Annotated in this window: 19 protein-coding genes and 1 pseudogene; 12 read left to right on the top strand and 8 right to left on the bottom strand. The window is 41.4% G+C overall.

Annotated features, from left to right (window positions below; translation table 11 throughout):
• Positions 1-7: 7 nt before the first annotated feature.
• Entirely contained in the window at positions 8-607 is a 600-nt protein-coding gene (locus IQ259_RS19510; protein ID WP_193887655.1) for an MBL fold metallo-hydrolase, read from the bottom strand.
• Positions 608-1,101: 494 nt separating this feature from the next.
• Between IQ259_RS19510 and IQ259_RS19505 the strand changes: the two genes are divergently transcribed.
• The 6 genes from IQ259_RS19505 to IQ259_RS19480 all read left to right on the top strand — a co-directional run bounded on the left by IQ259_RS19505 (position 1,102) and on the right by IQ259_RS19480 (position 9,677).
• Positions 1,102-3,360, top strand: coding sequence for a heavy metal translocating P-type ATPase (locus tag IQ259_RS19505; protein WP_193887654.1), 2,259 nt, complete (start codon positions 1,102-1,104; stop codon positions 3,358-3,360).
• An 81-nt stretch (positions 3,361-3,441) separates the two neighbouring features.
• Positions 3,442-4,014, top strand: coding sequence for a cupredoxin domain-containing protein (locus IQ259_RS19500; protein ID WP_193887653.1), 573 nt, complete (start codon positions 3,442-3,444; stop codon positions 4,012-4,014).
• Between the two features lie 95 nt (positions 4,015-4,109).
• Complete coding sequence (locus tag IQ259_RS19495) at positions 4,110-4,523, top strand: heavy metal-responsive transcriptional regulator (protein WP_193887652.1); 414 nt, start codon at positions 4,110-4,112, stop codon at positions 4,521-4,523.
• 271 nt (positions 4,524-4,794) lie between these two features.
• Positions 4,795-4,989, top strand: a complete 195-nt coding sequence (locus tag IQ259_RS19490; protein ID WP_193887651.1) for a heavy-metal-associated domain-containing protein — start codon at positions 4,795-4,797, stop codon at positions 4,987-4,989.
• A gap of 106 nt (positions 4,990-5,095) precedes the next feature.
• Positions 5,096-6,445, top strand: a complete 1,350-nt coding sequence (locus IQ259_RS19485; protein ID WP_193887650.1) for an efflux RND transporter periplasmic adaptor subunit — start codon at positions 5,096-5,098, stop codon at positions 6,443-6,445.
• A 52-nt stretch (positions 6,446-6,497) separates the two neighbouring features.
• Complete coding sequence (locus IQ259_RS19480) at positions 6,498-9,677, top strand: efflux RND transporter permease subunit (RefSeq protein WP_193887649.1); 3,180 nt, start codon at positions 6,498-6,500, stop codon at positions 9,675-9,677.
• Positions 9,678-9,710: 33 nt separating this feature from the next.
• Here the strand turns inward: IQ259_RS19480 and IQ259_RS19475 are convergent, their stop codons facing one another.
• Positions 9,711-10,223 (bottom strand): MarR family winged helix-turn-helix transcriptional regulator, encoded by a 513-nt coding sequence (locus IQ259_RS19475; protein ID WP_193887648.1) that lies wholly within the window; start codon positions 10,221-10,223, stop codon positions 9,711-9,713.
• A 94-nt stretch (positions 10,224-10,317) separates the two neighbouring features.
• Between IQ259_RS19475 and IQ259_RS19470 the strand changes: the two genes are divergently transcribed.
• The 3 genes from IQ259_RS19470 (at position 10,318) to IQ259_RS19460 (ending at position 13,563) form a co-directional block, all read left to right on the top strand.
• The gene (locus tag IQ259_RS19470) at positions 10,318-10,788 is read left to right on the top strand and encodes a GNAT family N-acetyltransferase (protein ID WP_193887647.1); all 471 of its coding nucleotides are present in this window, start codon (positions 10,318-10,320) and stop codon (positions 10,786-10,788) included.
• Between the two features lie 393 nt (positions 10,789-11,181).
• A complete protein-coding gene (locus tag IQ259_RS19465) occupies positions 11,182-12,510 on the top strand; it encodes an IS4 family transposase (RefSeq protein ID WP_193887673.1) in 1,329 nt (442 codons plus the stop codon).
• Between the two features lie 171 nt (positions 12,511-12,681).
• Positions 12,682-13,563, top strand: a complete 882-nt coding sequence (locus IQ259_RS19460) for a hypothetical protein (protein WP_193887646.1) — start codon at positions 12,682-12,684, stop codon at positions 13,561-13,563.
• Positions 13,564-13,646: 83 nt separating this feature from the next.
• Here IQ259_RS19460 and IQ259_RS27795 read toward each other — a convergent pair whose 3' ends face one another.
• Positions 13,647-13,820: a transposase family protein gene (locus tag IQ259_RS27795; RefSeq protein WP_370568056.1), complete on the bottom strand. Its 174-nt coding sequence runs from the start codon at positions 13,818-13,820 to the stop codon at positions 13,647-13,649.
• A gap of 440 nt (positions 13,821-14,260) precedes the next feature.
• Here IQ259_RS27795 and IQ259_RS27255 point away from each other — a divergent pair.
• Positions 14,261-14,503, top strand: a pseudogene (locus IQ259_RS27255) (IS4 family transposase); the annotation flags it as partial.
• Positions 14,504-15,098: 595 nt separating this feature from the next.
• Here IQ259_RS27255 and IQ259_RS19450 read toward each other — a convergent pair.
• Positions 15,099-16,829, bottom strand: a complete 1,731-nt coding sequence (locus tag IQ259_RS19450) for an iron uptake porin (protein WP_370568055.1) — start codon at positions 16,827-16,829, stop codon at positions 15,099-15,101.
• A gap of 192 nt (positions 16,830-17,021) precedes the next feature.
• Between IQ259_RS19450 and IQ259_RS19445 the strand changes: the two genes are divergently transcribed.
• Complete coding sequence (locus IQ259_RS19445; RefSeq protein ID WP_193887645.1) at positions 17,022-18,443, top strand: hypothetical protein; 1,422 nt, start codon at positions 17,022-17,024, stop codon at positions 18,441-18,443.
• A 330-nt stretch (positions 18,444-18,773) separates the two neighbouring features.
• Here the strand turns inward: IQ259_RS19445 and IQ259_RS19440 are convergent, their stop codons facing one another.
• The gene (locus tag IQ259_RS19440) at positions 18,774-18,965 is read right to left on the bottom strand and encodes a hypothetical protein (RefSeq protein ID WP_193887644.1); all 192 of its coding nucleotides are present in this window, start codon (positions 18,963-18,965) and stop codon (positions 18,774-18,776) included.
• A gap of 600 nt (positions 18,966-19,565) precedes the next feature.
• Here IQ259_RS19440 and thrC point away from each other — a divergent pair.
• On the top strand, positions 19,566-20,657 hold the full coding sequence (thrC, locus tag IQ259_RS19435; RefSeq protein ID WP_193887643.1) for a threonine synthase: 1,092 nt from the start codon (positions 19,566-19,568) through the stop codon (positions 20,655-20,657).
• A gap of 201 nt (positions 20,658-20,858) precedes the next feature.
• On the opposite strand, the gene IQ259_RS27605 is transcribed toward thrC, so the two are convergent.
• The 3 genes from IQ259_RS27605 to IQ259_RS19420 all read right to left on the bottom strand — a co-directional run bounded on the left by IQ259_RS27605 (position 20,859) and on the right by IQ259_RS19420 (position 21,672).
• Positions 20,859-20,990, bottom strand: a complete 132-nt coding sequence (locus IQ259_RS27605; RefSeq protein WP_255525463.1) for a hypothetical protein — start codon at positions 20,988-20,990, stop codon at positions 20,859-20,861.
• A gap of 80 nt (positions 20,991-21,070) precedes the next feature.
• Entirely contained in the window at positions 21,071-21,427 is a 357-nt protein-coding gene (locus IQ259_RS19425; RefSeq protein ID WP_193887642.1) for a DUF5615 family PIN-like protein, read from the bottom strand.
• On the bottom strand, positions 21,427-21,672 hold the full coding sequence (locus tag IQ259_RS19420) for a DUF433 domain-containing protein (RefSeq protein WP_193887641.1): 246 nt from the start codon (positions 21,670-21,672) through the stop codon (positions 21,427-21,429). The genes IQ259_RS19425 and IQ259_RS19420 overlap by 1 nt, the downstream gene beginning before the upstream one ends.
• Positions 21,673-21,909 lie beyond the last annotated feature (237 nt).

Below are 21,909 nucleotides of genomic sequence, written 5' to 3'. Positions count from 1 at the left end.
CAACCTATCATAATGTTGCGGCTAGTTCTTTTAAACGCAGGTGTCCATCCCGAAATACAGACCAGCCATCTCCCACCAGTACAGTTTCTATGTTAGGCAATTGTGCCAGTTTGCGTACAGAGGCGATCGCTGCTTCGGGGTTCAGTAACTTTTCTTTTGGCAAGATAGTCAAAGTCCCAGCTTTGTGCGCCCTGATCAAATCTCCTGTAATCAAGGTAGTTTCTTCTAATAGCAGTGCTAGTTCGCCAGGAGTCTTAGAACCTTGGAGTTCAATTGTTTTTAATCCAGGTACTAACTCATCACCATCAGACAACCAGCGATCGCAAGCTATTGAGAAAATTTCTTTTTCTGCTGCCGGGCCTGCCACCTTAGCATAGGTTTGAGCGGCAATTTCTTTTGCTGCCCGAATATGCTCAGAGTTAGTCAGTACAATCCAATCCACACCACCAAGGGATTCGAGGTGATTCCAATCATGGTTTGATAGAGCTACTGGGTCAATCAAAATATTGCCATTTGGACGAATCCAGGCAATCCCATTAAAATCAATATTTCTTGCAGGATTGAAAGTAGACCAGCCATATAAATCGGGACGGTGCAGGGATTTCATGATGATTCTGGTTCTATACCTTCAATAAATCGTAGATTAAGAGAGCTGCATCAATAATGTATCAATAATTGCGTCTGTAGTCCAAAGTTGACATTTTTTTGCAACCTCACTCACTAATAAAAGCCCAGTTCCTAATAATCTGAAAGCCCGATAACCATTCCAGAACCGCTGAATTGGTATAATCATAGGCAAAGTTTGCCAATAGCGATCGCCATTGTGGTTTTCATCTCAAAAGCTTTCCGAACTTCAGATCAAGCTGGTTATTGTTTGCTGGAGTTTATTCTCAAATATCTAGTTCACTAGAGAGTCAAGGGATTTGAACAGAAATTTTGCCTGAGTTTCAGTTAATTTATGAGAAATAGCTGCAAAGCTAGTTGAGAAAAGTCTTTTGAGCTAATTCCAATTTTTTGCATCTCCCCTCTTGACACTCCAGTTCACTGGAGGATTCAAGATGAAATCAGTCTTGAACACGACTTGATAATTGGAGCTTTGAAATGGAGAATGCCACACTTAAGCTACGCGGTATGAGTTGCGCTTCCTGCGCCAGAAGTATTGAAGATGCGATTAGTTCTGTCCCTGGTGTGAATGAATGTAGTGTGAATTTTGGGGCAGAACAAGCAACAGTTGATTATGACCCCAGAAAAACAGATTTACAAGCCATTCAAGATGCGGTGGATGCCGCAGGTTATTCTGCCTATCCTCTCCAAGAACAAAATTTGATGGCGGGAGAAGATGATGAAGAAAAAAGACATCGCCAGAAAGAATCCCGTGATTTACAACAAAAAGTGACAGTAGGGGGCATCATTGGCACTGTGCTGGCGATTGGCTCACTACCCATGATGACAGGGTTGAACTTACCTTGGATTCCCATGTGGTTGCATAACCCTTGGTTGCAATTAGTCCTCACCACTCCTGTACAGTTTTGGTGTGGTTACTCCTTCTACATCAATACCTGGAAAGCTTTCAAGCGTCATGCTGCCACAATGGATACTTTAATAGCTTTGGGTACGAGTGCAGCATATTTTTATTCCCTCTTCGCTACCTTATTTCCTGACTTCTTCATTACTCAGGGATTGATGCCAGATGTATATTACGAAACTGCGGCGATTGTAATTACCCTGATTCTATTGGGACGACTGTTTGAAAATCGCGCCAAAGGACAAACTTCAGAAGCAATTCGTAAGTTGATTGGTTTACAGGCGAAAACTGCAAGGTTGATTCGCAATGGACGAGAAGTAGATGTACCGATTGAGGAAGTACAAATTGGCGATGTGGTGCTAGTTCGTCCTGGGGAGAAAATTCCGGTTGATGGCGAAGTAGTTGAAGGGACATCCACAATTGACGAAGCGATGGTGACTGGGGAAAGTGTACCTGTAAAAAAACAACCAGGGGATGAAGTCATCGGCGCAACCATCAACAAAACGGGAAGTTTTAAATTTCGGGCGACAAGAGTTGGTAAAGATACTGTATTGGCGCAGATTGTGCAATTAGTGCAGCAAGCTCAAGGCTCAAAAGCTCCGATTCAAAGACTAGCAGACCAAGTTACTGGGTGGTTTGTACCTGCGGTAATTGCGATCGCCATTCTTACCTTTATCATTTGGTACAACATCATGGGCAATGTCACCCTAGCGTTGATAACCACAGTTGGGGTGTTAATTATCGCTTGTCCTTGTGCATTGGGTTTAGCTACACCGACTTCTGTGATGGTAGGCACAGGTAAAGGTGCAGAAAACGGCATCTTAATTAAAGGTGCGGAAAGCTTAGAAATAGCACACCAGATTCAAACAATTGTCTTGGACAAAACAGGCACAATTACCCAAGGTAAACCCACAGTTACAGATTTTCTCACAGTTGACGGTACACGTAACGGCAACGAACTGAAGCTGATACAACTAGCCGCATCCTTAGAACGCAATTCAGAACATCCGTTAGCCGAAGCAGTTGTTAGATATGCCGAATTTCAGGAAGTGCCATTAGCAGATGTCAGAGATTTTGAAGCTGTAGCAGGTAGTGGTGTCCAAGGTATCGTTTCTCACTGTCTCGTGCAAATTGGTACACAACGCTGGATGGAAGAGTTGAGTATTAACACTCAAGCTTTGCAACAAGATAAAGAACGCTTAGAATACCTCGGTAAAACAGCAGTTTGGTTGGCAGTTGATGGCGAAATCAAAGGATTGATGGGGATTGCTGATGCCATTAAACCCACCTCCACCCAGGCTGTGAGAGCGTTGCAAAGACTCGGTTTAGAAGTTGTGATGCTCACAGGTGATAACCGCCGCACCGCAGAAAGTATTGCCCGTGAAGTTGGTATCAAAAGAGTCTTAGCAGAAGTCCGCCCCGACCAAAAAGCCGCGACAGTGCAAGCAATACAGGCAGAAGGCAAAATTGTTGCGATGGTTGGTGATGGTATCAATGATGCACCAGCCTTAGCTCAAGCCGATGTGGGAATTGCGATTGGGACTGGTACAGATGTAGCGATCGCCGCGAGTGACATCACATTAATTTCTGGTGATTTGCAGGGCATAGTTACAGCAATTCAACTCAGTCGCGCCACAATTCGTAACATTCGCCAAAACCTATTTTTTGCCTTCATTTACAACGTGGCTGGTATTCCTATCGCCGCCGGGATTCTGTTCCCCTTCTTCGGCTGGTTACTCAACCCCATCATCGCCGGTGCAGCAATGGCTTTTAGTTCAGTTTCCGTGGTTACTAATGCGCTGCGTTTGCGTAACTTCCAACCTAAAAAAGTATGAAGTCTGAAGTATGAAGTCTGAAATGAAGATACCCGTTTTAACCTATTCCCCATTCGCACTTATAAGTCAGGAGATTTTTCAATGGTAAACAAAACAGCAATTATCGGGGGTATAGCCAGTTTAGGAATTGTATTTACAATTGCATCTGGTGAAGCAACTGCACAAAAATCCCATGAGACGCACTCATCTACAACAGTCCAAACCAATCAGTTTCAACGTATTGAACAGCCATTAGAGAATAAGATAGCCGTCACCCTCGGCGGATTGGGACTAATCAGCTTACAACTTTGGTGGTTTTTGTTCAGTAAACCCAAGTCCAAAAAAGCAGTTACAACAGGTGGGAATATTCAGGAAGTAACTGTCACCGTTGATGGGGGATACGATCCCAGTCGGATTGTAGTGCAAGCCGGGATACCAGTACGACTGAAATTTGCACGCAAAGATCCCAGCAGTTGCTTAGAACAAGTTGTGATTCCAGACTTTCACATTGCCGCAGATTTACCGCTTAATCAAGTAACCACTGTGGAATTTACACCCGAAAAACCAGGCGAATACACTTTCACTTGTGGGATGAATATGTTTTGGGGTGCGATCGCAGTCCAATCAGCAGACACTAGTCAAGAAACAGCTGCTACTCCAATTAGTGTCTCATGAGCTTGATGAAATGATACTTTTCATGCTTGACTCTCCAGTTTGCTGGAGAGTTTAGTATAAGATCAGTAATCATATCTCACTGAGGTTTGGTAAGTATGTTAGCTCAAGCAGAAGCAAAACAGATTGGTGTAGTTGCCAAAGAAAGCGGCGTACCAATTAAAACTATTCGCTATTATGAAGAACTTGGTCTACTCAAATCATCAGGAAGAACAGAAGGTGGATTTAGATTATTTAACTCTGATGTTTTGGAAAGGCTACACTTTATTAAACGCGCTCAAAGTTTGGGATTAAGTTTATTAGAAATTAAAGAATTTTTAAACGTTCATGATGAAGGAGAATTACCTTGTGAACATATCAAAACTAAACTAGAAGATAAGGTAAAAGCTATTGATGAACAAATTCAGCAATTACTGATTTTGAGACAAGAATTATCAGGGTTGCTATCTGGTTGGGAAATCAAGCCTGATGATTCACATTCAACTATTTGTCCAATTATTGAACATGAATAAATAGTTTTACAAAAGCAAAATTTTATCTAAAACCGCAGATGACACAGATAAATCATCAGAATTTATCTGTATATATGTGTCATGAAAAGTCTGAGTAAAAGTTTTTCACTCAGACTTTTCGCTTTGTTTATCTGTAGTTTATTTTTTTGATTTTTACTCTTGACTCTCCAGGCAAATGGAGAATTTAAGCTATTTCCAGGTTGAGTAAACAAATTAAAACTTACTCAAACAAACCACGATTTAGTAGTAAATAATCAGGAATTTTCCAAAGATGACACTACAACTTACTATCCCTAAATTAGCTTGTTCAGCTTGTATAAATACTATCAACATAGCAATTCAAAAAGTTGATGCTACTGCCACTGTACAAGCTGACACAAAAACCAAAACTGTCAGTGTAGAAACTCAAGCATCAGAGACAGCGATTAAAGAAGCGATTACCTCTGTTGGCTATCCATCAATCTAAGGGTTGCTAAGGGTATATCAACAGTTAGCAAAAGCTAACTGTTGATAAAAATTTATCAATTAGAAATTATTTTGACTCAACTTAATTTACAGGAAATTGCTCAAACATGAACCCGTTGGAAAACCAAACTTCTATTCTAGATTCAGACAATGATTTGGAAAATCAGACTCCCATTCTAGATGACGATGATTTAGAGGCTGAATCACTATCACCACACTCAAAAAGACCTTGGCTTTGGCTATTGCTCACTCTACTATTAGCAGGTGGAGGTATTGCAGTTTGGCGTGTCCTTACTCCTAGTCAAAAACCCCCGGTGGCTACAGCTGCTGCACCTCCAGGAGTACAAGTAAAATTATCCTCACTACAAGCCAGCACAATTGAACAAAGTTCAAATTTTATTGCTAACCTGCGATCGCGTCGTTCAATCACTCTCCGTCCCAGAATTCAAGGACAAGTCAGCCAGATTTTTGTGCAAGCAGGTGATGAGGTAAAAGCAGGTACACCCATTCTGCAAATAGATGCGGAAGAACAAAAAGCAGCAGTTAGCGGTGTAGATGCAGCTACAATGGCGGCGCGATCGCAACTCGAAAATGCCAAAGCTACTCTCAAATCTATAGAAGCTGAACGTTTATCCAAACAAGCTGATGTCAGGTTAAATCAGTTGGACTACCAAAGGTACTCTTACTTGGCCGCGGAAGGTGCGATATCTCGTCAAATTCAGGATCAATACGCTAACAAACTAGCTACAGCTAAAGCCAGCCTGAGTGCGATTGATGCTCAAATTCAAGCTCAAAAAGCTGCTATCTCTCAAGCTGAAAAAGCAGTACAGCAAGCTCAAGCAGCTACTAAGCAACAACAAGTCCAGTTGAAATACTACAAAATTACGGCTCCCTTTGCGGGTAAGGTGGGTGACATTCCTATCAAAATCGGTGATTTTGTTGATACCTCTACTCAATTGGCAACTATTACCGAAAATCAAACTCTAGAAGTCAATATTTCCGTACCAGTTCAACAAGCAACCCGATTGCGTCCCGGAATGACATTACAGTTAATTGATGAACGGGGTAAAAATCTCGGAAGCAGTCGTATATTTTTCATCGCTCCCAACACAGCCAACGATACTCAGTCAGTCTTAGTCAAATCACTGTTTGATAATTCTCGCAGACAGTTACGAGCCGACCAATTTGTTAAAGCGAAAGTGATTTGGGACAACCGCCCAGGAGTATTAATTCCCACAACAACCGTCATCCGTTTGGGTGCAGAAACCTTTGTTTATGTAGCCGAATCATCCCCCAAAGAAAAGCAGTTAGTAGCACGGCTCAAACCAGTAGAACTAGGTAGTATCCAGGGTAATCAGTATCAAGTGCTGAAAGGCTTATCCCCAGGCGAAAAAATCATTGTTTCCGGCTTACTCAACTTAAGAGATGGCGCTCCAATTATCCCGGATACCAATTAATAAAATCTCGCCTTCTTAATTACGAATTACGAATTACGAATTGATATACCCTATGTTTGCGAATTTTTTTATCAAGCGACCTGTATTTGCGATCGCCTGCGCTTTAGTAATGCTCATGGTAGGTATAATCAGCATTCCGCTACTACCAGTAGAGCAGTACCCAGATATCAGCCCTGTGCAAATTAACGTCACCGCTAATTATATTGGAGCCAGCGCCCAAGTTGTCGAAGATACCGTCACAACAGTTCTAGAACGCCAAATTAACGGTATTGAAGGCTTGAAATATATCACCTCAACTAGCAGCAGTGACGGTACTAGCAACATCATCGTCACTTTTGATCAAGGGTATGACATTGATACTGCGGCGGCTGATGTGCAGAATCGCGTCTTGCTTGCAGAACCAAAATTGCCAGAAGTTGTCCGACAAACGGGAGTTTCTGTGACAAAGCAATCTAGTGGTATCGTCTTAGCGATGGCTTTATATAGTGAAGGCGATAAGTATGATGACACTTTTATTAGTAACTACGCCGACCTTTATGTTTTAGACCGCCTCAGACGTATCAAAGGTGTAGGTAACATAGCAATCTTTGGCGATCGCCGCTATGCGATGCGGTTATGGCTTGACCCGACTCAACTTGCTAATCGCAAGCTCACAACTGAGGATGTAATTAACGCCCTTCACCAACAAAACCTACAGTTAGGTATTGGGAGTATTGGACAGCCACCCGCACCAAATGGGCAAATGTATCAAATTGAATTGCAAACTCAAGGGCGGTTAAAAGAAGCTGACGAATTTGAAAACATGGTCATCAAAGCAGGTACAGATGGCACATTGGTCAAGCTCAAAGATGTTGGTCGTGCTGAACTGGGAGCAGAAAATTACAGTTCCTTTGCTCGTTATAGTGGTCATGTTGCTGTCGGCTATCAAATTCTGCAAATTCCTGGGAGCAATGCTTTAAATATTGCCAAAGCGGTAAAAGCGGAAATGGAACGCATTGCAGAGGATTTCCCACCTGGTTTGCAATATGAATTTCCCTATGACTCTTCACTATTTGTCGAAGCGTCTCGGCGGGAAGTTGTCAAGACTTTATTAGAAGCAATTGTGCTGGTTGTCATCGTCATTTTTATTTTCTTGCAAGACTGGCGCACTACCATCATTCCTGCAATTACAATTCCGGTTTCGTTAATTGGGACGTTTGCCTTTGTAAAAATTTTCGATTTTTCGCTTAACAGCTTGACTTTGTTTGGTTTAACCTTAGCAAGTGGCATGGTTGTAGATGATGCGATCGTTGTTGTTGAAGATATAACTCGGTTGATTCAAGAAAAAGGTTTAAGTCCCCGTAAAGCTGCATCCCAATCAATGCACGAACTATTTGGGGCGGTGATTGCTACATCCCTTGTACTTTTGGCTGTATTTATTCCTGTGGGATTCTTTCCTGGCACAACGGGACAACTATATAAACAATTTGCACTGACGATCGCATTCTCAATTGTACTTTCAACTTTTAACGCGATTACCCTCACTCCTGCTCTGGCGGCTATGTTGTTGCGGAAAACCCAAAAACGGCGCGGTTTACCAGGCTGGATTTTTGGAGCGATTAATTGGTTGCTTAACTGGATACAAAAAGGATATCAACAAATTCTCCGGTTGCTCATCCACTTAAAAATCGTTGTCTTGCTACTGTTTATTGCATCTTTAGTTTGGACAGGCTGGCTTTACCTGCGCGTCCCCACAGCATTTTTACCAGAAGAAGACCAAGGCTATTTTATTAACTTAATGCAGGGGCCAGATGGCACTTCACTCAACTACACCCGTGAAGTTGCAAAGCAAGCAGAAAACGCACTGCTGAAAATCCCAGAGATTCAAGGTACTTTTGCAATGGGTGGTGTGGGTTTTAGTGGTAACACTCCCAACCGAGGCTTAATATTTGCACCGCTAAAATCTTGGGATGTCCGAAAAACAGCCGAACAAACCGCATCAGCAATTGTGAATCAAGCTAGAGGTGGACTGTCAGCCATCAAAGACGCAGCCGTGTTTGCGGTAAATCCTCCGACTATCCAAAGTTTAGGGAGTGTGGGTGGTTTTGTGTTTCAACTACAAGATAGAGGAGACAGAAATAATAGCGACATCAATAATTTAGTCAAAATCAGTCATGATTTAATCGGCAAAGCTAATCAAACCCCAGGATTACAAGGAGTCTTCAGTACCTACACCGCTAACGCACCGCAGTTACTTATCGAAGTAGATCGAGAAAAAGCCGAAGCCTTACAAGTCCCTGTCAGTGATATCTTTAGCACATTGCAGACTTTCATCGGTTCCCGCTACGTTAATGACTTTAATGCTTTTGGTCGCACGTACCGAGTCTATGTCCAAGCAGATCAACAGTTTCGTGCTAACCCAGAAGATATTGGACAACTATATGTGCGTTCTGGAAGACGTGAGATGATTTCCCTCAGTAGTTTGGTGAAGGTTACACCAACCACCGGGCCGCAAACAATTAATCACTATAATCTGTATCGGTCAATTGAAATCAATGGCGCAGCCGCACCTGGTTTTAGCTCTGGACAAGCAATAGAAGCGATGAAAAATTTAGCTGCTACTGTCTTACCGAAAAACATGAGCTATGAATGGTCAGGTATTACTTTAGAAGAATTAGAATCTGGTGGTCAAGCACCAATTATTTTTGGTCTAGGGATTTTCTTCGTTTTCTTAGTGCTGGCTGCTCAATACAATAACTTCGTTGACCCTTTGATTATTTTATTATCAGTTCCCTTAGCAGTTTTGGGAGCCTTGTTAGCCCAATCATGGCGCGGTTTGTATAACGATGTTTATTGTCAGGTTGGTTTAGTGATGTTAATTGGTTTAGCTAGTAAAAATGCAATTTTAATTGTTGAATTTGCTAACCAATTACGCGAACAAGGTTTTTCAATTACCAAAGCAGCCGTCAAAGCTTCTGGAGAACGCTTAAGACCAATTCTCATGACTGCGATTTCTACTCTACTAGGAATTTGGCCGCTTGCTGTGGCGACAGACGCAGGTTCAGCTAGTCGTCAATCTCTTGGTACTGCTGTCTTTGGTGGAATGTTCGTTGCAACTTTCTTGAGTTTGTTTATAGTACCTATTCTGTATATCGTGATTACTCAGATTCGCTCACTGTTTGCAGGTGTACCAAAGTTAAGGAATCAAGCAGGGAAATTAACAAAACAATCAAGAGTTGACGTACTTCCCTAATTAAAATCAGCAAGAATTCTGTATTCACCCGTGTTAAGCCCATTCGCTGTAACGTTTACCCACTGGACAATCCAGACAGTTTGTTTCATCACATAAACGGCAAATAGTTAATGCACTATCCTTCGTTTTTGTCAAGGAAAACAAGATTTGGTTAGTGATACGGCACAAATGTAAGCGGTCTTTTGAAGATAGAGAAGCGATCGCTTCCTCAAGTGCCAAGAGCCGCGCTTGATGGATCTTATTCACCAGAGCTTCCCCTTCTTGGGTCAATTTCAGTTCCACAGCTCTGCGATCCACGGAGCAACGTTCACGCAGAATCAATCCTTGTTTCTCCAGTCGCTCTACAAGTCGCACTGCACCAGGATGCGACATTCCAAGGGCGCGGCGCAATTGTTCAATCGGTATCCCAGGTGCATGTCTTACCAAGCAAAGAGCCTCGGTAGCTGGCCCTGCGTCATCAATCATTTGATCCGCCGACTGAGCGATCAAATCTGTCAAAGCAAGGGCTAAAGCCCCAACTACATTCGCAATGTTAGTGTTTTCCATGCCTAAATTATATGCAAATTATATGCGTCATGCATATTGACATCAAACAAATCTGTTGCTTATTATATGCTTCAAGCATACAATTAAATTCTCCATGATCCGACCTACAAAACCCGAAGATGCAGCAGCATTGATTGCTGTAGCCAACACCATCGGTTTCGAGCCGAACGAGCTTGAATATCTCAGCAAAATCCTGGCTGACTACTTTGACGGTAACAGCGACAACGATCCCTTCTGGATCACCGACGACGATGACAAAGACGGGCCAGTTGGAGTCGCCTATTGTGAGCCTGAACGGATGACTGATCAGACATGGAATCTACAATTGATCGCTATTCGCGCTGACTACCAAGGACAAGGACGTGGTGGGAAATTGCTATGCTACGTTGAAGAAACTTTGAAGGCGCGCGGTGGACGAATGCTACTGGTAGAAACGTTAGCAAGCTTCGATCGCACAAGAAAGTTTTACGCGAAGTGCGGTTACGAGGAAGAGGCTCGCATCCGTGATTTCTACACGGCGGGCGCTGATAAAATTGTGTTTCGTAAAGTGTTAAATGCTGACTAGCAAGTTACAAGTAAAAATATGCAAGATATTCTAAAATGCTTTCTAACATTCTGACTCCTGGATTCTTACATTTAAAAAACAAAACTTAGAAGCACGTTTATTTAAAAAATCGATGTGCTTTTTGCACTGATGAAATCAGAAAAATAACTAATAATATCAAGTCCGCTTGATTACTTACTAAAACCTCTGAACCCCACCCCGCCAAAACTACGTTTTGTCTCCCCTCCCCGTGAACCTACGGTGTACACACAAGTCCAAGTAAAGTAATAACAGAAGGAGTTGGGGGAAGTAAAAGGTGGTGGAAAATCCAATCAGAATACACGCTCAAGTAGTTAAGGGAAAAGCATTCGGAGACCCGCGACTCACTAAAAGGGGGCGGCATTGTACGAAGCAATGGGAAAACATCAATCAGTGAGCATTAGGCAAATAAGTAAAAATAGAGCCGAACAAGTAGGATACTATCGGTTTTTGGAGAATGAGAATGTGACAGTAGGGGAATTAGTGCAAAGCCTATCAGAGCACTGCGTATCTCAGGTAGAAGGAAAGCACATATTAGCCATCAGTGATACGAGCGAAATTAACTTACAGTCTCATGTAGGCAGGTTGAAAGCGTTGGGTGTAGGTGTAGTAGGAAACAACACAGATGTAGGATTTTATATTCATCCGACACTAGTATTAGATGCAGAGAATGGATTTCCCTTGGGGATAAGCACAGTAAAACTGTGGACAAGAGATATAAACCATCAAGATAAGCATGAGTGCAACTATCAGCTATTACCAATAGAAAAGAAAGAATCATATAAGTGGCTACGCTCTGCCGAAGAAACGCAAAAATGTTTAACTATTGGGAATGCCAAAATCGTGACTCACATCGCCGACCGCGAAAGCGATATGTATGAGGAATTCGCTACAGTCCCAAATCACAACAATCATGTGTTGGTCAGAGCGCGTATTGACCGTCGCCTAGAGGGAAAGAACTTATCACTTTATACATACTTAAACCAACAGCCGAGCGAGGGGACTTACACAGTAGATGTTCCAGCAGATGCACGCATTAGTAGAACCGCAAGAGAAGCATTGTTAATTGTGCGCCGTGCAATGGTGAAAATTCAACGTCCAGATAAATTGAATGGGCAAGATTATGCCGCTAGTGTGACACTTTATGCCGTGGAAGCAGTGGAAGTCAATCCGCCCCTAGGTCAACAACCGATTCATTGGCGATTGCTCACCACCCACCAAGTCGTTTGTTTAGAACAAGCACTACAGGTGATTCGATGGTACACATGGCGATGGCGTATTGAACAACTGTTTGCCACCCTCAAAACTGCTGGTTTAAATCTCGAAGCCACTCAACTTGAGTCCATTGCTGCCATTCAACGACTGACTGTATTAGCTTTGTCCGTCGCTATGCGAATTTTACAACTGATTCAGGGACGGGATAACCCTGATTTACCTGCTAGTATTGCTTTTTCGCCTGAACAACAGCAATGCTTATCTACTCTTGCTCCTACTTTGGACGGTAAAACTCGACTGCAACAAAATCCCTATCCTCTTCAAACCCTTGCTTGGGCTACTTGGATTATTGCCCGACTTGGTGGTTGGTCTGGTTACCAGTCTCAGAAACCTCCCGGTATTACTACTTTGGTTCGCGGTCTTGAGCAATTTGAATCCACTTTTTTTGGCTGGAAACTCGCTCTGGGCAAACTTGTGTGTACACCGTAGGTGAACGGGGAGGAGTTAGGGGGTGGGGTGGAATGATTGTAAGAAGTATAACTAATTAACCGGACTTGATATATTTTTTCTATTTCCTATTGACTCTCCAGCTAACTAGAGAATTTAAGCTGATTTTATATCGAGTAGATAATTCAGAAATTCACTAAAGGAGCAAAGTCAATGAAAAGATTTCTTAATGCGATCGCTATCACTACTACTTTAGTACTTGCTCAAAGTTGCTCGTCATTACCTAAAGCTGAAGAAAAAGCAATATCTGTTACCACACATCAGCATGAGGAGCATTCAATTAGTGAAAATCATCATAAAGAACATTCAACAAGTAGCACGGTTCATGGTGAAAAGAAAGTATTGAGTCAGGCAAAACTCAAAGTTCCTAGTAACATCACTCCAAATCAAAGTATTCCGCTATTGATTGATGTTCAAAATTTAGAAGGAAAAGAAATTACGAAATTTGACACTTTCCAAGAAAAGCTCATGCACTTGATTATTGTCAGTGATGATCTTCAGTTTTTCAGCCATCTTCATCCCATATATAAAGATAATGGTCAGTTTGCAGTAGAAGCTAGTTTTCCAAAAGCAGGCGGTTACACATTCTTTAGTGACTACAAACCTACTGGTCAAACAGAACAAATTTCAGTATTGAAAACACAAGTTCCTGGAATCAGTATTGCTGCTCCAGAAATTGACCTAAATCGCAGTAAAACTTTCAATGATACTAAAGTTAATCTCGCTCTTTCTGAATCCACTGTAAAAGCAGGTCAAGAAGTTACTTTAATGTTTAAATTACAAGATGCTTCTAACAATCAACCACTTACAGATTTACAGTCTTACTTGGGAGAAAAAGGACATTTAGTTATCCTGCGACAGTCAAGCTCATTAACAGCAGCAGATTACATCCATGCTCACGCACTCAACAAGACTCCAACTGGACAGGTTCATTTTATAACTAGCTTTCCGCAAGCAGGAAAGTATAAACTTTGGGGACAATTCAATCGCAACGGGAAAATTATTACTGCTGATTTTTGGATTAATGTGGTTTAATCCATCTGATATTTTCTTAATAAAACAAGAAGGGCAGAACTTCCTACCTTCTAACTTTAGATGTACATAGTAGCTATGTGAATTCACCACCTAAATTTGAGCCAATGATGAAATGTACTGTTAGCTTCTGTTTTGGAAACATCAAAGTGCATTCCTAAAACTTCAAACGTAGGCATTTGTCTTAAATAAAAAAGACACAAGCAAATCGATTCTTCCGGTGTTAATTTTGGTTTACGTCCCCCTCCAAGTGCGTTAATACGAACTTTTTTTGCTCTGCCTCAGCCAGTTGTTTTTGATTTATTAATTCCGCTTGTTGTACTAACAACAGAAACTGGTCATAACTAATTCCTAATATCTACTTGGTGCGGAGTGGATAGGTACGTATATAATGGAGTGGATTTTTCATCATGGTAGACCAACGGTAAACTCTCAAATTTCCGTTCTACCATTTTTTTGTACCTAAACTATATTTAGGACTAGTCTCATAGATAATGAAGCTATTTCTCCGCAATTAAAAGCTTTATTGATTGTCATTGCTTATAGTTTAGCTACGATAGAACTAATATTTGATTTCTGAAAGACACTAGGGTGTGTTAGGCGTAAGCCTAACACACTGTGAGAGCTTTTGGTGCGTTGCACTCCGCGACAACACACCCTACACATATTTAGATTTTTTCAAAAATTAAATCGGATTCCTATACATGGTCAACAGATGAAAAATCTAGGGATATAAACTTATGCCGGACGTATTCAACAACACAATGACCAAACCCCACACCAGAAGGATGTTAGCTTTGCTCTCTACGGACAACTCTTCTGGATCTATGGTATGGAATTATGGGCTGATTTAGCTCTCAACTTAGTAGCACTCAAGCCTCATAAACGCCTGTTTTTTCAACGCGGTTTTCAGGCTCTCTCCCTTATGAAACAACCTGTTTAGCCATGTTGTCACCCGTTAATATATCAGCAGTTTTGATTTTTAAAATATTTTATATATGATTTAAATCCTTATGTAATTAATAATACCTAGTTGATGTGATATCAGTTTTTATAAGTTTTGGATACATCCTATAGGAAGATGCTTTGAAACAAAAATCATGAGTAAATAAATGCGGGATGTTGTTATGCACTGGATTTATAGTCAGGTTTGGTGGTGAGCCAAACCTTTTTTCTTTTTTGCGCCGTGGGCGGGCAATGCCCGACTTGAGGCGGCGTTACCGTAGGGTAGCAAGTGGCGTGCGATTTCCAATCGCTAGGCGAAGTAATAAATTAAATTTTTCAAACATCCTCTAAGAGCATGTTTGAAAAGTGGTTAGCTGTGATTTTAAGTACTCTTAGATCCCCCCTAGCCCCCCTTTTTAAGGTGGGAAAGCTTCTTAAAGTCCCCCTTTTTAAGGGGGATTTAGGGGGATCTAAAAGTATTTGCTACATCATCAAGGACTTTTCAAATACCCTCTTAGACTAATTCAATTAATTATTGAGATAAACCGTATGTAAAAATTATTGTTAGTCACATTGTTTGATGTTGGGTGTCACTAAAACAGAAAGGTACTCCGAATGATCCCAATAGTAATTGAGTCACTGTCTGGTGTATGTCCAGGTTCTAAGATATGAATTATCCCTGGCGTAATGCTGATGTTATCTGTCAGTTTGAAACGATAAAAAGCTTCAATTTGAGTAGTTGTTCCTGGCTGTCCTCCAGCACGTCCTAAACCTGTATTGAGAAAATCAGGGACATTATTACCCACAGGTAGAGTGCTACTAGTAATTTTTGGTGGTTGTCCGACATAAATACCGCCTAAATTACCTTGAGCAAATAAATCGGGGAAATTCAAAAAGACCATGTAATTCGTCGTTTCGACATTGCCCGATCGCCCAGGAATATGAGATTTAGTATAACCACCCCACGCACCTATCGTCACACGGGGCGAAATTTGCCAACTAACAGTACCACCATAAGCATTGGTTTGTAAGGGTGCTGACTCACCATTACTAGCCGCAGTTAAACAGTCGTCGCCCACAAAGGTCAGTAAACAACCATCAGAAGCATAATTATTGACGTAATACAAACTCAGATCAACAGCATCAATTGGTGTCAATAGTAATTGCACGGCTGTAGTCGTAGTTCCATCAAATAAACCGTTACGTTCACTAGGATTCCCAGGAGTATAACTAGTATACAAAGCTTGTAAACTGGCACGTTTGGCAAACTGCCAATCTACGGCAATTCCACCCTGACCGAAGCCGGTATTTAAAATTGGGTTTCTTTGAGCGAACAGAGATAAAGGGCCTGTAGCTGCACTCTCGACTCGAACTGGGCCACGGAAAGTGTTTGACATATTTACGCCTTTTGTTCCCACCAGTACAGCTAATTTGTCGGTGACTAACCAGCGATAATTTAAGTCAAGAATGGTCAATTTGTTATCTGTAGGAAATTCGTAGCCGAGGCCAACATCATTACTGAATCTAGGTCTTGTGCTACCATCGGCAGCTAATAACCCTGTAAATAAGTAACTACGAGGGGTTAGTTGACTAGTTAAACTCAGGTAAGAAAAGGTAATGACGTTAATGTTTGTACCATTATCATCTGTATCTTTTATACCGTCTCTGGGATTAACATCTGCACGGTTGGAAGTCCGTCCTTGAACACCAGCAATTAGTAAGCCGTTAAGTTTAGTTGTAGTTGAAAATTGGTTGGCGGCGATTTCGGCTTGGCGTGCTTCTAAGCTATCGACTCGCCCCCGCAAAGTTGTTAATTCGCTGCTAAATTCTGTTTGTAAGCGTTGGATGGTGGCTAAATCTGCACGAGTTAGTAGCTCTGTGCTTGGTGCGGCGGCTAAGATAATTTGGTTGATTTTATCTAAGCAAGTATTTACACCTGCGGCAAATTCATACCTGGTGACAGCGCGTAGACGCAAAGCGGCTTGTCGTGAGACATCGCCTCGAAATTGGTTATTAGGATAACCGGCAATGCAGTTATAGCGTTCTACTAAAGATTGTAAAGCTTCAAAAGCCCAATCTCTGGGTTGGACATCATTAAGCTGCGATACCGATGTGACTTGTGCCATCGGCTCAGTATGTTCTGTTACACCCTGTTCTGTTGATGAGATAGAAAATATCGAAGGATGACTGTTGTCTAAATTGAGACTTGGTTCTAGTGCTGTGTTTGTATAATCTTGGGCGGATGCTGATTGTGATCCGCTGTTTAATTCCGCAATCATGAAAGACGCAACTATCCAGACTTTTAGATGATTACAGCGAACCACTTTAGCTTTCAACTTTTTACACTCTACATATAATACTGAAGTAAGAGTGTAAGCAAAGTTATCAGGTTCGGCATGAGAAATTTTACTGAGTTCGTACTAAATCAGACAAAAATTATTCTGGGCAATAAGATAAAACGCGAGTATAAAAGTAAAACAGCCTCACCCCACCTACTATATTGACCGAGAAGCAATATGGCACATCACTCGCGCAAGCTATCGCCAAAATTTTTGAGACGCAATCAAACTTCTACAGATACAGGGGAAAAGACTGAACAACAGCCACAAAAGGGAAGTTTGCTGGTATCAACACTAGCGATCGCTATTTTAATTAGTAGTGCTGGGTTAATTTTTGCTTTTGCTTGGATTAGTCTGCTGTTTATTTTCAATCCACAGGAAATAGGTTGGCTGAATAAATACTTACCAGAATGGGCGCAAATTCCCTTCGGTTACAGCGAACATCCCCACACCCTACCAGAAATTCAAGCTAGTTTACGAGAGCAAAAACAAACATCTGGGGCGACGCTGGCTTTAAATGAAGATGAAAACTCATTTTTATTACCAGTTTTTCAGCAACGTGCCAATTGTCAGTCTAATTGTCAAGAACTAATAGCACTGCGGATTTATCAACTGGCGAAAGACTCAGAGTTTCAATCACAACCAGAAAAATACTATCGTCTAGCTACGCAACTATCTATCACTGGGCTAGAAAAATCTTTTGTTGAGGCGACAGTAGAAGATGATGATACCAACACTCTCTTACCTTTAAAAGATGTGAAGCGTTTTGACGGTGAGACACCAGCATCAGGGGTATGGTTTTATTTGCAAGGAGAACATCAACAAGGCCAAAGCGCGATCGCCTATGGTCAAATTTTATATTACAATCCAGAACGCACTAACTTACTACAACTTCTGTCTTGGAAGAATTCTAACGGCCAAGTACCGAAATGGCAGCAAGTTACTGGTGGCGGTAATCAAGAATTAGTTATTGATCAAACAGTAGATTTGGAACCGCAGTTAAGCATTTACCAAGTTAAACCGACTAAACTGTATCTCAACCCGATTCAGCTAGAAAAAATTTCTCTCAAACCACCAGCAATTAAGGATGCTGCTTTTCAAAATGCTTTATCAATTGCTCGTAGTGGTTTGTGGACACCAGCTTTAAAATCTTTAAAGTCTATCCAAAAACAACGCAAAAACGCTTTCCCAGCAGCAGCGCAAGCACAAATTGATTTGATTCGCTTACATGCTCAAATCACGCAAACTCAAGCTGAAAAAATTTGGGCAAGTCCCAGCGAACAAGTCTTGGCAGATTTGATTGACGGTCGCTGGAGCAAAGCTTTAAAGGTGCTTACAGTATCATCTGAGAATATACAAGAAATTTCTACTCTACTAAAAGCAGACAAAAGCAGGTTGTGGAATCGTGTAGTAGCAGCATTGGAAGTTAATCCACAACAGCCAGAAGTGCTGACCTGGGCAGCTTTGATTTTAGCAGTTCAGCAAGGAGAAGAAAGTGCTAATTCTTGGCTACAAAAACAGCCAAAAATCACCAAGGCTACTATTGCAGATATTCAAAGCTTGTTAAAACGAGTGAATAATGAGTTGGCAAAGTCTTAAATCTCAGCTAATCAGCCAGACTCCAAATATCAGCCGTTGAGATCGCTACTTTGAAAAATTCTCAACTTTAAGCCCAGAAACATTAGCACCTTCTCCGTACTCTAATTGTTTCTGATAGTGCTAAAGTTATCTATACAAATTTTTATGGTAAATCTCAGGAAGCATTAACTGCGATCGCCAAGTTGTCTCACTGGCAATCTCTAGCTTTACTCATCAAGAAGTTTTTGTTATCTAAAAATCAGATCACAATAAGATTTGCAAGACGCTCTGCGTCTTGCCATTGGCGTTAGGATCTTTGAAAAAGAAGGTATCGCTTTAGTGAAACTGAGTTTATTCTTCTTCTGGATGACCAGTAGATAGCCTTTGTTCTTTCAAATGTTGTAATTGCTGCAACAAAGAATCTACCTCTGCTTGCAGATTTTTAAACTTTGCTTGCTGATCTGCTTGATAGTAAGACTTATTCAAATCACTCACTAAAGTAGCTTGGGACTGTCGTTCTGAAACACTAGATAAAGTAGACATTGTTTATTGATAGATACACAACTCAACTCACACCAATATTAAATATTATAGTAATCTCGGTTTAAGGTTTGTTAAATTATTGTATAGTTTTAATCACTTTATATAATGGGTTACGGGTTTTGTGATAAGTGACAGCGATGAGGCTGTCAGTGTTCCTTAGCTAGATTAGCTGTTAAGTAGGTCGGTGTTAAAAATTGTCGTCATGACAAGGCAGGAGGCAAAGGGCAGAAGGCAGAGGGCAGAAGGGAAGAGGTTTTCAAGCTACTTTACTTTCCGTTACATAGTTCAGTTTATTTGCACCTTTCTACTTAATCACTGAAGAAAGTTTTGTGAAACTCTAGGGGAGCTAAGTCACTCAAACCCTCGCAGCCATTATCAGCAGATAACTTTTTTGAGTAAGTCCGGTAGGGGTGTGGATGAGTAAAAGGTTATGGTAAACTAACAATCTGCACAAAATAAAAATCATTAATAAAATACATACACCAAAAAAGATAATATTTTTCTGGAGTACAAAGTTAGAAACATGGAGATAGAAAGCCCAATATTAGCTTTCATGTCCATCCATATCTACCAATCTTTAGTGAAAAACTGTTAAAACCTGTGACTGTGAGCTTGTCTGTTGCTAAATCTTATCGCCAACCTTGGCCCGGACTGATAGAAGCCTATCGAGAGTACTTACCTGTCAGTGAAAAAACGCCTATTGTTACCTTATTAGAGGGTAATACTCCCTTGATTCCGGTGCCAGCGATCGCAGAACGCATTGGCAGACAAGTCAGCGTATTTGTTAAATACGACGGTCTTAACCCCACCGGTAGTTTTAAAGACCGGGGGATGACTATGGCTATTTCTAAAGCTAAGGAAGCTGGGGCAAAGGCAGTGATTTGTGCGAGTACAGGTAACACCTCCGCAGCCGCAGCCGCTTATGCAAAGCGCGGTGGGATGGATGCTTTTGTATTGATTCCTGATGGTTACGTCGCCTTAGGCAAGTTAGCACAGGCTTTGCTGTATGGAGCCGAAGTATTGGCAATTAAAGGTAATTTTGACCAAGCCTTAGAAATTGTGCGGGAAATGGCCGAGAGTTACCCCATAACTTTGGTAAATTCGGTCAATCCCTACCGTCTAGAAGGGCAGAAAACAGGAGCCTTTGAAGTAGTTGATGCGCTGGGTAATGCCCCAGACTGGTTGTGTATCCCCGTCGGTAATGCGGGGAATATATGTGCATATTGGATGGGATTTTGTCAATATCACCAAGTTGGCAAATGCGATCGCCTACCACGGATGATGGGATTTCAAGCCGCAGGTGCAGCACCTTTAGTTAATGGTCAACCAGTAGCACATCCTGAAACTATAGCTACAGCCATTCGCATCGGCAACCCAGCTAGTTGGGACAAAGCGATCGCGGCTCAATCTGCCAGTCAAGGCACGTTCCAAGCCGTCACCGACACAGAGATTTTAGAAGCTTATCGACTTTTGGCTGCATCTGAAGGGATTTTCTGCGAACCAGCCAGCGCTGCTTCCGTGGCAGGATTATTAAAAGTCAAAGACCAAGTACCCACAGGCGCAACAGTAGTTTGTGTCCTCACAGGAAATGGACTTAAAGATCCCGATACAGCTATTAAACACAGTGACAGTCGATTTAAGCAAGGTATCCCGGCAGAAATGAAAGCTGTAGCCGCAGCAATGGGATTTTAAAAGTTTGTTTATAAGTCAAAGCGATCGCTTCATCAATAATCTAGATACCCAACTTTTTGAAAAAGTTGGGTATCTGGTGACTTGTATAGTGTAAGCGATGTATGATCACAAACCCCTGCACGTCTACGCATTTCCTAAACGAATAAAGTGATTTAGATTATCTTCTTTCAACTCATCTATAAGCGATCGCACAATTACAAATTACGAATTACCAATTAACACCGCAAGTGCTGGCGTAGTTAAACCAGTCTTCAACGCTAGTTCATCCGCTACAAAGTCAGGAACTCCGGCTTCTTTACCCTTTGCTAAACAACAATCGCGCACTGCTAACAAAAAGCCTTTAATTAATTCTACATCTGGTATGGCGTTGGCTTGTGAGAGAAAATCTTGCCAAGCTGCTGTATTATCTAGTATTAAGGTAACGGACGCTGACGTAATTGTGTACGCTCAAAAACTGTAAAATACCCTTCTAAAACTAATCTTGTAACATTCAATAAATCTAATAAAAGTTGTGCTGGTTCTTCTGGTGTTGCAGGAAAGAAACGAAAATAAACTACACCTTTTGGTACAGGCATCCGCAACCTATAAATTAATTCGCCATAATCTCGATCAAAGGTTAAAATAATTCTTTCTTCACGTACAGCCCGTTCTAGAACTAACGAGTCTTCCGCACCAGGAGCATCTTCGCTACCATAAGCTACATCATAACCAGCATCCCGCAAGCGTATCACACTCATCATCGGGATATTTTCATTTGCTAAAAATCGCATTATGCTGACTCAGATATAAAAGGTAGCATATACAAAGATTCCTCTCGCATACACTCAGCAACAAATACAAACACAGCTTGTACAGCTTGTGGTGTCAAAGTTGGATAATTCTCTAAAACTTGCTCTACACTCCAACCATTAGCAAATAAACCAAGTATAAATTCTACAGATAATCGCGTACCTTTTACCGTTGGTTTACCTAATAACACTTTGGGATCAGAATAAATATATTGTCGCCAGTCCATAATCAATAATGTTTTATAGCCAAGCCAATAATTCAGATTTTATAACAGTAAAGGCAGTAGGGTATGTAAAAGCGGTGCATTACGGCTAATTTCTTCTCTCTCAAACATTTGTAAGGATTCAGGTAACAGAGTATTGACAAAGGGGACAGTTGAGGTGGAGTATCACAAATATGAACCAAAACCTGCCTCAAGAACTAGAAAAAGAAAGTTTGGGCCAGTTATCCAAAGAAGAACTGG

Origin of the sequence: Fortiea sp. LEGE XX443 (assembly GCF_015206815.1) — a bacterium.
GTDB lineage: Bacteria > Cyanobacteriota > Cyanobacteriia > Cyanobacteriales > Nostocaceae > Nostoc_B.
This window is presented reverse-complemented; position numbering and strand designations above follow the sequence as displayed.

What these genes read in the sequence shown, in the direction of transcription:
- IQ259_RS19510 (WP_193887655.1), bottom strand. Translation starts at nt 607, where the DNA reads ATGAAATCCCTGCACCGTCCCGATTTATATGGCTGGTCTACTTTCAAT.
- IQ259_RS19505 (WP_193887654.1), top strand. Translation starts at nt 1,102, where the DNA reads ATGGAGAATGCCACACTTAAGCTACGCGGTATGAGTTGCGCTTCCTGC.
- IQ259_RS19500 (WP_193887653.1), top strand. Translation starts at nt 3,442, where the DNA reads ATGGTAAACAAAACAGCAATTATCGGGGGTATAGCCAGTTTAGGAATT.
- IQ259_RS19495 (WP_193887652.1), top strand. Translation starts at nt 4,110, where the DNA reads ATGTTAGCTCAAGCAGAAGCAAAACAGATTGGTGTAGTTGCCAAAGAA.
- IQ259_RS19490 (WP_193887651.1), top strand. Translation starts at nt 4,795, where the DNA reads ATGACACTACAACTTACTATCCCTAAATTAGCTTGTTCAGCTTGTATA.
- IQ259_RS19485 (WP_193887650.1), top strand. Translation starts at nt 5,096, where the DNA reads ATGAACCCGTTGGAAAACCAAACTTCTATTCTAGATTCAGACAATGAT.
- IQ259_RS19480 (WP_193887649.1), top strand. Translation starts at nt 6,498, where the DNA reads ATGTTTGCGAATTTTTTTATCAAGCGACCTGTATTTGCGATCGCCTGC.
- IQ259_RS19475 (WP_193887648.1), bottom strand. Translation starts at nt 10,223, where the DNA reads ATGGAAAACACTAACATTGCGAATGTAGTTGGGGCTTTAGCCCTTGCT.
- IQ259_RS19470 (WP_193887647.1), top strand. Translation starts at nt 10,318, where the DNA reads ATGATCCGACCTACAAAACCCGAAGATGCAGCAGCATTGATTGCTGTA.
- IQ259_RS19465 (WP_193887673.1), top strand. Translation starts at nt 11,182, where the DNA reads ATGGGAAAACATCAATCAGTGAGCATTAGGCAAATAAGTAAAAATAGA.
- IQ259_RS19460 (WP_193887646.1), top strand. Translation starts at nt 12,682, where the DNA reads ATGAAAAGATTTCTTAATGCGATCGCTATCACTACTACTTTAGTACTT.
- IQ259_RS19445 (WP_193887645.1), top strand. Translation starts at nt 17,022, where the DNA reads ATGGCACATCACTCGCGCAAGCTATCGCCAAAATTTTTGAGACGCAAT.
- IQ259_RS19440 (WP_193887644.1), bottom strand. Translation starts at nt 18,965, where the DNA reads ATGTCTACTTTATCTAGTGTTTCAGAACGACAGTCCCAAGCTACTTTA.
- IQ259_RS19425 (WP_193887642.1), bottom strand. Translation starts at nt 21,427, where the DNA reads ATGCGATTTTTAGCAAATGAAAATATCCCGATGATGAGTGTGATACGC.
- IQ259_RS19420 (WP_193887641.1), bottom strand. Translation starts at nt 21,672, where the DNA reads ATGGACTGGCGACAATATATTTATTCTGATCCCAAAGTGTTATTAGGT.